The sequence below is a fragment of the Winslowiella iniecta genome (genome assembly GCF_001267535.1).
GTDB lineage: Bacteria > Pseudomonadota > Gammaproteobacteria > Enterobacterales > Enterobacteriaceae > Erwinia > Erwinia iniecta.
In genome coordinates, this window is sequence record NZ_JRXE01000009.1 from 28697 (window position 1) to 42518 (window position 13822).

General features: G+C 55.1%; 12 protein-coding genes. 8 read left to right on the forward strand and 4 right to left on the reverse strand.

Annotated elements, in window-relative coordinates; all coding sequences use genetic code 11:
• The 4 genes from NG42_RS07825 to NG42_RS07840 all read left to right on the forward strand — a co-directional run.
• Nucleotides 1-1092, forward strand: a 1092-nt coding sequence (locus tag NG42_RS07825) for a methyl-accepting chemotaxis protein (RefSeq protein WP_072133744.1), incomplete at its 5' end; no start/stop codon positions are given.
• Between the two features lie 133 nt (nucleotides 1093-1225).
• Complete coding sequence (locus NG42_RS07830) at nucleotides 1226-1573, forward strand: endonuclease domain-containing protein (RefSeq protein WP_052898765.1); 348 nt, start codon at nucleotides 1226-1228, stop codon at nucleotides 1571-1573.
• Nucleotides 1574-1699: 126 nt separating this feature from the next.
• Nucleotides 1700-2347 (forward strand): Qnr family pentapeptide repeat protein, encoded by a 648-nt coding sequence (locus NG42_RS07835; RefSeq protein ID WP_052898766.1) that lies wholly within the window; start codon nucleotides 1700-1702, stop codon nucleotides 2345-2347.
• Nucleotides 2348-2465: 118 nt separating this feature from the next.
• Nucleotides 2466-3230 (forward strand): AraC family transcriptional regulator, encoded by a 765-nt coding sequence (locus NG42_RS07840; RefSeq protein ID WP_052898767.1) that lies wholly within the window; start codon nucleotides 2466-2468, stop codon nucleotides 3228-3230.
• Here NG42_RS07840 and leuA read toward each other — a convergent pair.
• Nucleotides 3222-4904 carry a 2-isopropylmalate synthase gene (gene leuA / locus NG42_RS07845; protein ID WP_052898768.1) on the reverse strand — a complete coding sequence of 561 codons (1683 nt, stop codon included), beginning with the start codon at nucleotides 4902-4904 and terminating at the stop codon, nucleotides 3222-3224. The genes NG42_RS07840 and leuA overlap by 9 nt on opposite strands.
• Nucleotides 4905-5055: 151 nt before the next feature.
• On the opposite strand from leuA, the gene NG42_RS07850 reads away from it, so the two are divergent.
• Nucleotides 5056-6699 (forward strand): dihydroxyacetone kinase subunit DhaK, encoded by a 1644-nt coding sequence (locus NG42_RS07850; RefSeq protein ID WP_052898769.1) that lies wholly within the window; start codon nucleotides 5056-5058, stop codon nucleotides 6697-6699.
• Nucleotides 6700-6709: 10 nt separating this feature from the next.
• On the opposite strand, the gene sbmA is transcribed toward NG42_RS07850, so the two are convergent.
• Nucleotides 6710-7945: a peptide antibiotic transporter SbmA gene (gene sbmA / locus NG42_RS07855; protein ID WP_052898770.1), complete on the reverse strand. Its 1236-nt coding sequence runs from the start codon at nucleotides 7943-7945 to the stop codon at nucleotides 6710-6712.
• Between the two features lie 325 nt (nucleotides 7946-8270).
• On the opposite strand from sbmA, the gene NG42_RS07860 reads away from it, so the two are divergent.
• From NG42_RS07860 to NG42_RS07870, 3 genes are read left to right on the forward strand one after another with little or no spacing between them, the layout of a single operon-like run.
• Nucleotides 8271-9011, forward strand: a complete 741-nt coding sequence (locus NG42_RS07860; protein ID WP_052898771.1) for a gluconate 2-dehydrogenase subunit 3 family protein — start codon at nucleotides 8271-8273, stop codon at nucleotides 9009-9011.
• A 2-nt stretch (nucleotides 9012-9013) separates the two neighbouring features.
• Nucleotides 9014-10798, forward strand: coding sequence for a GMC family oxidoreductase (locus tag NG42_RS07865; protein ID WP_052898772.1), 1785 nt, complete (start codon nucleotides 9014-9016; stop codon nucleotides 10796-10798).
• A gap of 11 nt (nucleotides 10799-10809) precedes the next feature.
• The gene (locus NG42_RS07870) at nucleotides 10810-12123 is read left to right on the forward strand and encodes a c-type cytochrome (RefSeq protein ID WP_052898773.1); all 1314 of its coding nucleotides are present in this window, start codon (nucleotides 10810-10812) and stop codon (nucleotides 12121-12123) included.
• A 119-nt stretch (nucleotides 12124-12242) separates the two neighbouring features.
• Here the strand turns inward: NG42_RS07870 and NG42_RS07875 are convergent, their stop codons facing one another.
• Both NG42_RS07875 and NG42_RS07880 read right to left on the reverse strand, forming a co-directional pair.
• Nucleotides 12243-12566: a cupin domain-containing protein gene (locus tag NG42_RS07875; protein WP_052898774.1), complete on the reverse strand. Its 324-nt coding sequence runs from the start codon at nucleotides 12564-12566 to the stop codon at nucleotides 12243-12245.
• A gap of 24 nt (nucleotides 12567-12590) precedes the next feature.
• Nucleotides 12591-13757, reverse strand: a complete 1167-nt coding sequence (locus tag NG42_RS07880) for an oligogalacturonate lyase family protein (RefSeq protein WP_052898775.1) — start codon at nucleotides 13755-13757, stop codon at nucleotides 12591-12593.
• Nucleotides 13758-13822 lie beyond the last annotated feature (65 nt).

Consider the following 13822-nt stretch of genomic DNA (forward strand, 5'->3'; position numbering starts at 1 on the left):
GGCATGATGCGCTGGCGCTCGATATTTAAGACCTTGCCGCTGCGCTGGCGTATTCGTACCACGTTGCTGACGCTGTTACCGTGCAGTGTGTTGGGCGTCTGGCTGCTGGGTATGGCGGCCGGAAGTATGATGGCTTATACCGCGGTGATGGCGATGTTGCTGCTACTGGCGGGTGGCTGGCTGGAGCATCAGATTTCGCGTCCGATTGAGCGGGTATGCCAGCAGGCGCTGAGCGTGGCGACCGGCACCAGCCATAAAGTTGAGCAGCTTGATCGGGTCGACGAAGTGGGTATGACGCTGCGCGCCATAGGTCAGCTGGGGCTGATGTTCCGCTGGTTGGTGGATGATGTAAGTGGTCAGGCGATCAATGTGCTGAGCGCCAGCGACGCGATTGCAGAAGGTAACAATGAACTCAGCCGCCGCACCGAGCAGGCAGCGGCTAATGTGCAGCAGACCGCCGCCACCATGAACCAGATGACCGCCACGGTAAAGAGCAATACCGAGAGTGCCAGCGAGGTGAACAGCCTGTCGATTTCTACCAGTAAAGCCGCAGTGAAAGGGGGCGATGCCATGGGCGAAATGGTCACGATGATGGCGGAAATTGCCGACAGTTCGCGTAAAATCGCCAATATTACCAGCGTGATTGACGGTATTGCTTTTCAGACCAATATTCTGGCGCTGAATGCGGCGGTTGAAGCCGCGCGTGCCGGTGAGCAGGGCAAGGGTTTTGCGGTCGTCGCCGGTGAAGTACGCAGTCTGGCGCAGCGCAGCGCCACTGCCGCCAGTGAGATTAAAAACCTGGTGGAAACCAGCGCGTCGCGGGTGAAAACCGGCACTGAACATGTCAACGATGCTGGCAGGACCATGGAAGATATTGTTTCTCAGGTGCAGAACGTCACTTCCCTGATTGCGCAAATCAGCTCGGCAACCGCAGAGCAGGCCACTGCGCTGTCAGAGGTGAGCCTGGCGGTTGAGGATCTGGATAATATTACTCATCAAAATGCGGCACGCGTGCAGGAAGGGGCGGAAGCATCCGATCGTATGGCGCGACAGGCAACCCGGCTGGTGGAAGCAATTAGCGTGTTTCGTTAACCGGAGGGGGGTTGCTCCCCCCTCCCAGCCTTCCCCCGTAACACGGGGGAAGGGGCTAAAATCCTGAAGCCGGGTTCCAGATTTACACTCCAGCCATTCCGGGGAAGGTAACGCTCGGGCATGCTGCTGTTCTGTGAGCAGAGTAAACCTGCTTACCAGCCGCAGACTACGCGCGACAATGACCGACGCTGAACTACGCCTGTGGAAAAGCATTCGCAAGCGCCAAATCCACACTGCACGGTTTCGCCGACAATGGGTGATTGCGCCTTTTATTGTCGATTTCGCCTGTCCGGAGCAAAAACTGATTATTGAGATTGACGGCGGTCAGCACCAGCAGCGGGCAGATGCTGACAGGCAAAGAACGCGTTATTTAAACCACTATGGCTGGACAGTTCTGCGTTTCTGGAACAATGATATTTTCAATCATCCCGACAGTGTCTTAAAGGTTATAGCTCAGTCGCCTGGCTCCCCTCCCCCATGAAATGGAGGAGGGCCAGGGTGGGGGAGTAAAAAACACCATGCTGCTGTAAGTTCAACGAAATTCATTTGCATGACTTTGCGCGCAAAGCTACCATCAAAATAACTGGTTAAAAAAACAGGTATTACGATGGACAAATTGATCCTGCGCGATCAAAAGATCGCTGCCGATCGCTTCACCGGCGAGAAGATCGAGCACGCGAGCTTTATTAACTGCGATTTTTCTGCGGCGGATTTAACCGATACGCAATTTATCGATGTGCAGTTTTACCATCGTGACAGTCAGCTGGGCTGTAATTTCAGTCGCGCAACGTTAAGAGATGCCAGCTTTAAAAACTGTGATCTGTCGATGAGCAACTTCAGCAACGCCAACCTGCTCGGTATCGAGATCAGAGACTCGATGCTGCAAGGCGCCGATTTTCGCGGTGCCAGCTTTATGAATATCATCGCGCCGAAAGTGTGGTTTTGCAGTGCCTACATCACTAAATGCAATCTCAGCTATGCCAATTTCGCCAACGTAGTGCTGGAAAAATGCGAGCTGTGGGAAAACCGTTGGCTGGGCACGCAGGTGATGGGGGCGAAATTCAGCGGTTCCGACCTTTCCGGCGGTGAGTTTTCCGCTTTTGACTGGCGTACGCTCGATATCACCCATTGCGATCTGACCCGTTCTTCGCTGGGAGAGCTGGATGTGCGTTACGTTGACCTGGAAGGCGTCAAACTCGACAGCGATCAGGCAGCAGCATTAATGGAACGGCTGGGGATACTGGTGGTGTCGTAATACAGCAATGCGAAGCCTGCGGTCAGTAGTGAATGCTTCAGGCGCTGATAATATCTAAAAGCTACCGCCGGATGCTTTTATGCTATTGTTAATAAACATTGTTTTTGGAAGCACAGCCATGAGCGCCACGGCAAATTTTACCTTTACCACCCGTCCGTTAATTCCTTATGCACAAGACTATCTGCATGGTGCGGTAGAGCCGAAACATCAGCACAATTGCGCGCAGCTGATTCATACCCTGAGTGGTGTGGTACGGGTGGAAACGGCGCAAGGCTACTGGATTGTGCCGCCAAGCCGTGGTGTCTGGTTACCGGCGGGAACCGAGCATGCGTTACAAATTACCGGGCAGGTCGCGGCGCGCGCGCTGTTTATCGATCCGCTGGCGCGTGCCGACTTGCCTGCCAGTTGTCAGGTGGTACAGATTTCACCGCTGCTTCGCGAACTGATTATTAGCGCGCTGGCCTTGTCGGAGGAGTATCAGCCCGGTAGCCGCGATGAGCGCATCTATGAGCTGATTCTGGATGAGATCCGGGTGATGTCAGAGTTACCCTTCCATTTACCGGAACCGACCAGCGCCAGTCTGATGCAGCTTTGTCGTCAGGTTCGGATGCTGCCTGGTGAAAACTGGGCGCTGGAGCTGGCGGCTGAAAGGTTAAACGTCAGTAGCCGCACGCTGTCGCGCCATTTTAAACGGGAAACGGGTTTGCAGTTTAGCGACTGGGTGCGACGTGCCAGGCTGATGACTGCCCTGACACGTCTGGCACAAGGTGAGTCGGTATTGCGTGTGTCGCTCGATCTCGGTTACGAGAGCCACAGCGCGTTCAGCGCGATGTTTCGCCGTATTCTTGGCGTCGCGCCGAGCGACTATTTTCCCCTAAAGTAAACGGCGGGTTTGCAGATAGTTTGCCAGCGCATTCAGCAAGGCCTGTAGCGAGGCGCGGGAAACATCGCTGTCGATACCGACGCCCCAGGCCGCCTGATTATCATCAAAAGTACAACGAATATAGGCCACCGAGCGGCTGTCACTGCGCTGACCCAGGGTGTGTTCGTGATAATCCTGAATCGACAGCGGCAGGTCAAATGCCTGGCGCAGCGCATCCACCGCGCCTGACAGCAGGCCATTACCGCGGCCGCACAGCGCTTTGCGTTTGCCACCCATCAGCAACTCAGCACGGAAATTGAGCTGGCCGTTAGCCTGGCTCTGGCTGCTGTACTCACCCAGCGCCACCGACATCGGGTCGCGCAGACCATACGCCTCGCGGAACAGCTGCCAGATGCTGGCCTGCGTCATCTCTTTACCATGAGTGTCGGTTTGTTGCTGCACCCGGCGGCTAAAATCTTGCTGTAATGCGCGTGGCAAGGTCAGCCCATGATTCTGTTCAATCATCCAGGCGGCACCACTTTTGCCGGACTGGCTGTTAACGCGAATCACCGCCTCATAGCTGCAACCAATATCGGCCGGATCGAGCGGCAGATAGGGCACTTCCCACCGGGTTTCCGGCTGTTGCTGACGTGCGGCAAAGCCTTTTTTAATCGCATCCTGGTGCGATCCGGAGAAGGCGGTAAACACCAGCTCTCCGGCATACGGATGGCGTGGATGAACCGGTAACTGGTTACACTGTTCAACCACATCCACCACCTGTTTCATCTGGCTGAAATCAAGGCCAGGCGGTACGCCCTGGGTGTAGAGATTCAGCGCCAGCGTCACCAGATCGACGTTACCGGTGCGCTCGCCGTTACCAAACAGACAGCCTTCTACCCGGTCAGCCCCGGCCAGCATCGCCAGTTCGGCACAGGCAATGCCGGTGCCGCGATCATTATGCGGATGCACGCTGATGCAAACCTCGGCGCGGCGTGTGAAGTGGCGACAAAAGTACTCAATCTGATCGGCATAGACGTTTGGCGTGCTGACTTCCACAGTGGCTGGCAGGTTAATAATCATCGGGCGTGCGGCGCACGGCTGCCAGATTTCTGCCACCGCTTCACAGATTTCGAGGGCGAAATCCAGTTCGGTAAAGCAGAAGGTTTCTGGCGAATACTCAAAGGTCCAGTGGGTGTCCGGTTGTTCTTCGCACAGCTGACGAATCTGCTTCGCCGCGCTGACCGCCAGCTGGATAATTTCCTCTTTACTCTGACGGAACACCAGACGGCGAAAAACCGGGGCGGTGGCGTTATACAGATGCAGAGTCGCGTTTTTCGCCCCTTGTAACGCCGCAAACGTGCGTTCAATTAAATCGCTGCGCGCCTGAGTCAGCACCTGAATCGACACATCATCAGGAATGCGCTGCTCTTCAATTAACTGACGGACAAAGTTGAAATCGGTTTGCGAAGCGGAGGGGAAAGCCACTTCGATCTCTTTAAATCCGCACTGCAACAGCAGATCCCAGAACAGCAGTTTACGTCTGCTGTCCATCGGCTCGGCCAACGCCTGGTTGCCGTCGCGTAAATCGGTCGAGAGCCAGCGCGGTGCGCGGGTCAGGGTATTGGATGGCCACTGGCGCGCGTCCAGTTTTACCGGTGGGAAAGGCAGATATTTTCCAGCAGGTTGCGTCAACATGATGTTTTCCTGTTCGTGGCGTTTCCCTCATTGTTAATGAAAAGCGGCCCGGCAATCTCACGCATAACTGACAATCGCTAGCGCATAACCGACAGGACGATTTCAACTACAGTTAAAGCTTTCGTCTGGGCAACATCACGGGAGGATTTCAATGAGTCAATTTTTTATGAATGACAAAAATCATCTGGTTAATGAAGCGATTGAAGGTGCGCTGTACAGCACGCCTTTTCATAATCTGAGTAGACTGGAAGTGGATGCCGATATCCGGGTTGTGGTGCGTAACGACTGGGATAAAAGCCAGGTTGCGCTGATCTCCGGCGGCGGTTCCGGTCATGAACCGGCGCATGTTGGCTTTGTCGGTAAAGGGATGCTGACCGCCGCAGTGTGTGGCGATATCTTTGCTTCGCCGAGTGTTGATGCGGTGCTGACGGCCATTATTCATGTTACCGGCGAGGCGGGCTGTCTGCTTATCGTCAAAAACTACACCGGCGATCGGCTTAATTTTGGCCTGGCGGCGGAGAAAGCCAAAAAGCTCGGTTATCAGGTCGAGCTGGTGATGGTGAAAGATGATATTTCACTGCCCGACAACCCGCAGCCGCGTGGCATCGCTGGCACTGCGCTGGTGCATAAAGTCGCTGGCTATGCTGCGGAACAGGGGCAGTCACTGAGTGAGGTCACGCGGCTGGCGAATCAGGCGATTGAGGCGACACAGAGTATCGGACTGGCGTTTTCCAGCTGCCATATTCCCGGTGAAGCGCGCGATGAACGGGTTGAAGCCGGGCATAGCGAATTAGGGATGGGGATTCATGGCGAACCGGGCGTATTGACGCTAAAAACCCAGAACAGTCGCGAAATAGTCGCGATCGTCACGAAAAAGCTGGCGGAGAAGCTGCCTGCGGATAAAAAAGTGGCGCTGCTGCTGAATAATCTTGGCGGTTTCTCTGCGCTGGAGATGGCGGTGCTGACACGCGACACGCTGGCATCGCCATTAGGTCAGCAGATTTCGCATCTGGTGGGGCCGGCCACCCTGGTCAGTGCGCTGGATATGAAAGGTTTTTCCCTGTCGACGATGGTGCTGGATAGTCAGACGGAAACCGCATTACAGACACCGGTAGAGGCCTTTGGCTGGCAGCCGCTGGTGGCGGTACAGCCGCTGACGCCGCAGCCAGGCGAGAAAGCGTCAACCCGTCCCGACTTCTCACCCTCGGATAATCAGCAGGTCGGGCAGGTAGTACGTAGCATTTGTGAAACACTGGTCGGGCTGGAAGGCGAGCTGAACAAGCTCGACGCCAAAGTGGGCGACGGCGATACCGGTTCTACCTTTGCGGCGGGCGCAGGTAAAATTCTCAAGCAATATCAGGCGAATAAATTACCACTGAACCAACCTGAGCAGTTGCTGACGCTGGTGGGTGAAGAGCTGGCGGTGGTGATGGGCGGTTCCAGCGGGGTGCTGATGTCGATTCTGTTTACCTCTGCCGGGCAGAAACTGGAGCAGGGCGAACCGCTGGCGCAGGCGTTGCAATATGGGCTGGCGCGCATGAAACATTACGGTGGTGCGCAGGTGGGCGATCGCACGATGGTTGATGCGCTGGAACCAGCATTTAACGCGCTGGCGGCAGGCAAGGACCTGGCGGCGGTCGCCAGCGCGGCGCGCGCCGGTGCGGACTCTACCGCCGAAATGAAGGTGGCAAAAGCCGGGCGCTCTTCCTACCTCAATCAGGACAGTCTGAACGGGGTGAAAGATCCCGGCGCGTATGCGGTCGAACGCGTGTTTGCCGCGCTGCAACAAGCCTGATTCGCGGATGTTAACCGCTCTCCTCCAGCGAATGGGGGAGAGAGGCATCAGCATTCAGCACCTGCTCGAAGCTGCGCAGACGTTTGTAAATCGACATCAGTTCCACCAGCGTTGACCATGAGGTGATCAGGTACTGAAATGAGGCGCGTACCTGATCAAACACATTGGTAATCTGTTGCAGCAGGCCGAGCGTAATGGTGCCGGCAATAATCGACGGAAACAGCACAAACAGCCCGAAAACGTTATCTACCTGCAAATAGAGAATGCGGGTGATATTGAAGTAGAGATAGTGAAAGTAGAGGCGAAAATAGTTGAAGCGCACGCGCTGAAACAGTTGACTGACGGTCAGCGGATCGGCGCGCTGCGGGTTGTCTTCGCCATACACCAGCTCTTTACGATAGGCCGCTTCCACCCGCTGATTACGAAACTCCAGCCCCGGCAATTTTATCCCCACCGCCGCCAGCATCGCGGTACCGAACAGCGACCATAATAGCGCGGCGACCACCAGCGCATAGGGAATATTGCCGAGGATCGGCACGCTTTCCACATGCTTTGACAGCGCCACCAGCACCGGCAGAAAAGCGATCAGCGTCATTACCGCCTGGATTAAATTGATGCCCCAGCTCTCCAGCGTGCTGGAAAAACGCATGGTGTCTTCCTGTACCCGTTGCGCTGCGCCCTCGATATGGCGCAGCTGCTGCCAGTGCGCCATATAGTAATGATTCATCGCGCTGCGCCAGCGGAAAATCCAGTGGCTGATAAAAAAAGCGTTCAGCACGCCAATCACTACCGCGATCAGCGCAATGCCAAGAAATGCGGCCAGCTGCTGATAGAACACCGTGATTTTCATCGTATTGGGGTGCCCGAGCGCATTCTGAATCATGTCGTAAAACGGGCCATACCAGGCGTTAATCGCCACGCCAACCTGCACATCAAACCAGGTCACGAAAATAATCAGTGCGCTGCCGAGAACTGACCAGCGTTGCCAGCGATGAGGCCGGTAAATACACCACGCCAGTGCGAATAATCCGACAATGATCGCGTAGTAGAGATAAAACCAAAGCTGAGAGGGCTGAACAAAGCGCCAGGCACTGTCGGGTAAGGGTTTTCCGGCGTATGAAGCAAACTGATGCAGGTGAAAAACCAGCTGGTCGCCGCCATCGAACCAGAACAGGATCGCCATCAGGCTCCAGATTGCCGCGCTAATGAAAAACAGCGCTGGCCGGGGAAAGAAAGAGCTAAACATAGGCACTCCACGGTTATTGTCAGCCAGTTATAGCGCCTTCATTGTTTTCAGTCTGTCCTCGGTTGTGTCTGTCCGTTTCAGACTTCCGCCTTGTCAGGATTTTTCTAACTAATACGAGTTAACTGTAGGGTAATTGTTAAGGAATTTGTGTGGTTTTGTTTCTTAAGCCTAAAGTTTAAAGGGGAATGCTGTTACAATATTAATATTGTTACCGGTAACAAAAAACGTTACGGCCTGTATCCCCGGATCACCCTAATAAAAACGACAACACCGATACTCACTCATTGATACGCACCGCAGCGCGGTAGCGTGATAAGGCAATGTAATGTCAAAAGAAAAAACAGGCAGCTCAAGGAGAGACTTTCTCCTTAAGACCATTACGCTGGCTCCGGCGGTCGCGATTGGCAGCACCGGAATCGGTTCTCTGGCCATCACCACCCAGGCGCAGGCTAAAGAGAGCAGGGCGCCTGCTGGCCCGCAGCAGGCAAAAGATTATCAACCTAGCTGGTTCACCCGCGAAGAGTACGCTTTTCTGCAGGCCGCCGTCGCGCGCCTGATCCCGGCAGATGAGCGTGGTCCTGGTGCGCTGGAAGCCGGTGTGCCGGAGTTTATCGATCGTCAGATGAACACCCCCTGGGCTACCGGTGCTAACTGGTATATGCAGGGGCCGTTTAATCCTGATGCAGACCGTGCGCTGGGTTATCAGCTGCCATTGGTGCCGCAACAGATTTATCGTCTGGGGCTGGAAGAAGCCGATGCTTATGCCAAAGCGCAGCACGGTAAAGTGTTTGCCGAACTGACCCCACAGCAGCAGGACACGGTTTTGCAGGCGTTTGAAAGCGGCAGTGCCGAGTTCAGACAGCTACCGAGCAAAGTCTTTTTCTCTTTCCTGTTACAAAACACCCGTGAAGGTTTCTTCAGCGATCCGATCCACGGTGGCAATCAGCAGATGGCAGGCTGGACGCTGATTGGCTTCCCAGGCGCACGAGCTGATTTTATGGATTGGGTTGAACGCGGCGAACGTTATCCGTTCCCGCCAGTGTCTATTCGCGGGGAAAGAGCATAAGCATGGCAAACGAAATGAAGAAAGTGGATGCGGTGATTGTCGGCTTCGGCTGGGCCGGATCGATTATGGCCAAAGAGCTGACAGAAGCCGGGCTGAATGTGGTGGCGCTGGAGCGCGGCCCGCATCGCGATACCTATCCTGACGGAGCCTATCCGCAGGTAATCGACGAACTGACCTACAACGTGCGTAAAAAGCTGTTCCAGGACTTGTCGAAAAGCACCGTCACCATCCGCCATAACTCGGCGCAAACCGCACAGCCGTATCGTCAGCTGGCGGCGTTTTTGCCGGGTACCGGCACCGGTGGTGCGGGTCTGCACTGGTCTGGCGTGCATTTCCGCGTCGACCCGATTGAACTGCGGATGCGCAGCCACTATGAAGAGCGCTACGGCAAGAAATTTATCCCGGAAGGTATGACCATCCAGGACTTCGGCGTCACTTATGACGAGCTGGAACCTTACTTCGATCAGGCGGAAAAAGTGTTCGGCACCTCCGGCTCGGCCTGGAGTATCAAAGGCAAAGTGGTCGGTAAAGAGCAGGGTGGCAACCCGTTTGCACCGGATCGCTCCAGTGACTTCCCGCTTCCCGCGCAGAAACGCACGTTTTCTGCGCAGCTGTTTGCCAAAGCGGCGGAATCGGTGGGTTATCACCCTTACGATTTGCCGTCGGCGAATACCTCCGGCCCGTATACCAATACCTACGGCGCACAGATGGGGCCGTGTAACTTCTGCGGTTTCTGTAGCGGCTATGCCTGCTACATGTATTCTAAAGCGTCGCCGAACGTCAATATTCTGCCAGCCCTGCGTCAGGAGTCGAAGTTTGAACTGCGCGTCAATTCACATGTGCTGCGCGTTAACCTGACCGATGACAAAAAACGCGCGACTGGCGTCACCTATGTGGATGCGCAGGGGCGTGAAGTGGTGCAACCGGCAGACCTGGTGATTCTGTCGGCGTTCCAGTTCCATAACGTGCATCTGATGCTGCTTTCCGGCATCGGCAAGCCGTATAACCCGGTGACCAACGAAGGCACTATCGGGCGTAACTTTGCCTACCAGAATATCTCCACCATTAAAGCCTTCTTTGATAAAGACGTGCATACCAATAACTTTATCGGTGCCGGTGGCGCAGGGGTTGGCGTGGATGACTTTAATGCCGATAACTTCGATCACAGCAAATATGGCTTTGTTGGCGGTTCACCGTTCTGGGTGAACCAGGCGGGCGTGAAGCCCATTTCCGGCCTGCCAGTGCCGCCGGGTACGCCAAACTGGGGCAGTCAGTGGAAGGCCGCGGTTGCCGATCACTATACCCATCATGTGTCGATGGATGCGCACGGTGCGCACCAGTCTTATCGTAATAACTATCTCGATCTCGACCCGAACTACAAAGATGCTTACGGCCAGCCGCTGCTGCGTATGACCTTTGACTGGCAGGATAACGACATCAAAATGTCGCAGTTTATGCATGACCGTATGCATACCATCGCCGAAGCGATGAATCCGAAGCTGATTACCGGTGCGCCGAAAAAGCCGGGCACGCATTTCGATACCACCGTTTATCAGACCACCCATATGAACGGCGGTGCGATTATGGGCGAAGATCCGAAAACCAGCGCCATTAACCGCTATCTGCAAAGCTGGGATGTTCCCAACGTGTTTGTTCCGGGCGCATCTGCCTTCCCGCAGGGTCTGGGCTACAACCCGACCGGCATGGTGGCGGCACTGACTTACTGGTCAGCCAAAGCGATTCGTGAACAGTATCTGAAAAACCCCGGTCCGCTGGTGCAGGCATAAGGATAATGACAATGAAAATCGGATTATCAGCCCTGTTACTGGGCATGCTGGCGTTTGGTGTGCAGGCGGAAGAGAGCAATGCCGGCGATCTGGTGAAGCGCGGTGAGTACCTGGCGCGCGCCGGTGATTGTGTGGCTTGCCATACCAGCAAAGACGGCAAACCGTTTGCCGGTGGCCTGCCGATGGTGACGCCAATCGGCACGATTTATTCTACCAATATCACCCCGGATCCGCAGCATGGCATTGGCAGCTACAGCTATGATGATTTCCAGAAAGCGGTGCGTCACGGCGTAGCGAAAAATGGCGATACGCTCTATCCGGCGATGCCTTATCCTTCGTATGCCGTGGTCAGCGATGACGATATGCATGCGATGTATGCTTACTTTATGCATGGCGTGCAGCCGATCGCGCAGCAGAATAAAGAGAGCGACATTCCGTGGCCGCTGTCGATGCGCTGGCCGCTGTCGATCTGGCGTGGCATCTTTGCTCCGGATGTGAAGGCTTTCCAGCCAAAAGCGAGTGAAGATCCGGTGCTGGCGCGTGGTCGTTATCTGGTGGAAGGGCTGGGGCACTGTGGTGCCTGCCACACGCCGCGCAGCATTACCATGCAGGAAAAAGCGCTGAATGATGACAACGGCGGCGACTACCTGTCCGGCAGCAATGCACCGATTGATGGCTGGACCGCCAGCAATCTGCGTGGTGACAGCCGCGATGGCTTAGGCCGCTGGAGCGAAGACGACCTGGTGCAGTTCCTGCGTACTGGCCGCAACGATCATACCGCGGTGTTTGGCGGCATGACCGATGTGGTCGAACACAGCCTGCAGTACCTTAGCGCAGAAGATGCAACGGCAATTGCCCGTTATCTGAAGTCGTTGGGCGCCAAAGATCCCAACCAGGTAGGCTTCAAACCGGACGACAGCGTGGCAAAAGCGCTGTGGCGCGGCGATGACAGCAAAACCGGTGCCGCGCTGTATGTCGACAGCTGTGCGGCCTGCCATAAAACCGACGGCAGTGGCTATAAACGCTTCTTCCCGGAACTGGCGGGCAATGCGGTGGTGCAGGCGGATGACCCTACTTCACTGATCCATATCGTGCTAAGCGGCAGTACCCTGCCCGGCGTGCAGGGCGCACCGACCGCCATCACCATGCCAGCGTTTGGCTGGCGGATGAACGATCATCAGGTGGCCGATGTGGTTAACTTTATCCGTACCAGCTGGGGTAACACGGCGAGCACTGTCGTGACCGAGAAGGATGTGGCTAAGGTGCGTAAAGATGAAGCGGTGGTCGATAATCAGGGTGATGCCGATATCGAGAAGCTGAAGTAATTCTCTGTACCCGTAGGGGTGGCGTTTTCGCCACCCGTGCCGAAGGCTTGCACTTCGCATGCCATCTGGACGGGAGCCGAAAACGGCTCCCCTATAATATTCCAGAAATCCCGGTATTTTCAGGAAAGAAAATCTTCGCGCTGCGGAGTAAAGGTATCCAGCAGGGTGCCTGGTTCAAGACAGACACAGCCGTGAACCACATGCGGTTTTTTATACAAGGTATCGCCCGCCGCCACCTCTTTCGTCACTCCATCAATGGTAAAAGCAAAGCGCCCTGACAGCACATAGGTCAGCTGCTCATGCGGATGATGATGCAACGGGCCGACCGCATCCTTCTCGAAATTCACTTCTACCGCCATCATGCTGCCGCCATGCGCCAGAACCCGGCGGGTTACGCCATTACCCAAATCTTCCAGCGTGGTCTCTTTTTTGTAGATAAACATGGTTATTCCTGTAGCTGTTAACGATTAATGGGTCAGGCTATCGGGTAAGGTCGCGAGATAGAGCGCAGGCTGCCCTTCATAATCCGAGGTGAAGAGTACCTGACGGTCGTCCGGGGTAAATGACGGATGCGGATGAGTCACCTGACGATCGCCATCCAGCACGCGCCATGAGCTGTGATGCGCTGCCAGACGGAAATGACGGCGCTGTTGCACATCAAAGACGTACAGCCATGGATCATTATCAATGGTATAGCCGGCGGTATCCTGCACATCGACCGGCGTACCAGAACCATCGCCGACCAGCAGCGAGCCATGTTCATTACTCATCAGATGGGAACAGGCGGGCATGGTCATCAGCACTTCGTTACGATCGCTGTCCGGATTGTAGCGGCAGATCTGTCGATCGGGGCGATCTTTGTGATAAGAAACATAGATCAGCGCCGATCCATCCGGCACCCAAAATTCATGGGTACAGCTTTCGCCCACCGCATGATCTTTTACCTTACGCATATTGCTACCGTCTTCATTTATCAGCCACATGCGCGCATCGACCAGATCGTGTGGGCCTTCATGACAAAACGCCACAGTCTGGTTGTGCCACGGCCGGTAAATCGGATGGCCCAGCCACAGATGCTGCTGATGAATGGTCTGCGCTTCGCCACTGTTCAGATCTACACGCAGCAGACGGCAGTGTGGATTTTTCTCGAAGAAGCGCTGAAAAATCTGCCAGTCGGTGAGTGGTTCCCAGTCTTCGCGGGCGATCTCAATACCGACCAGATGTGTACAGTCACTGTTTGCCACCCAGGTGCCATAACCGACCCAGTCGTCCGGAACCTGATAAATCGTGGTTTCAACCAGGGTTTTAACATCGACGCGCTGCAAGTTGCGTTCGTTTTTCACATAGTAAAGATAGCGGTCATCGGGTGACAAAAAACCACCAAAAGTATTATCACCGCGGCCTTCAGTCAGCTGTACGGCTTCCTGTTTTTCCAGATCAAGCAGATAGTAATTACGGTTGCCATCGAACTCTCCGGCAAACAGCAGCTGTTTACCGTCCTGGGTAAAACACTTCTGATAGAAGTAGTTACGATGACACAACACTTCCGGAGGCGTCAGGCGTGTCATAGCTACGCCGGTCTCTGGATCCTGAAAGTGGTGAAAAGGAAGTGTGATGCGTAAGCCCTTCGCCATGCGGTTCCCCTTATCTGCCCGAAATTAATCTATTTATTGAAACGCTGTTTCATATTTATCGCTAA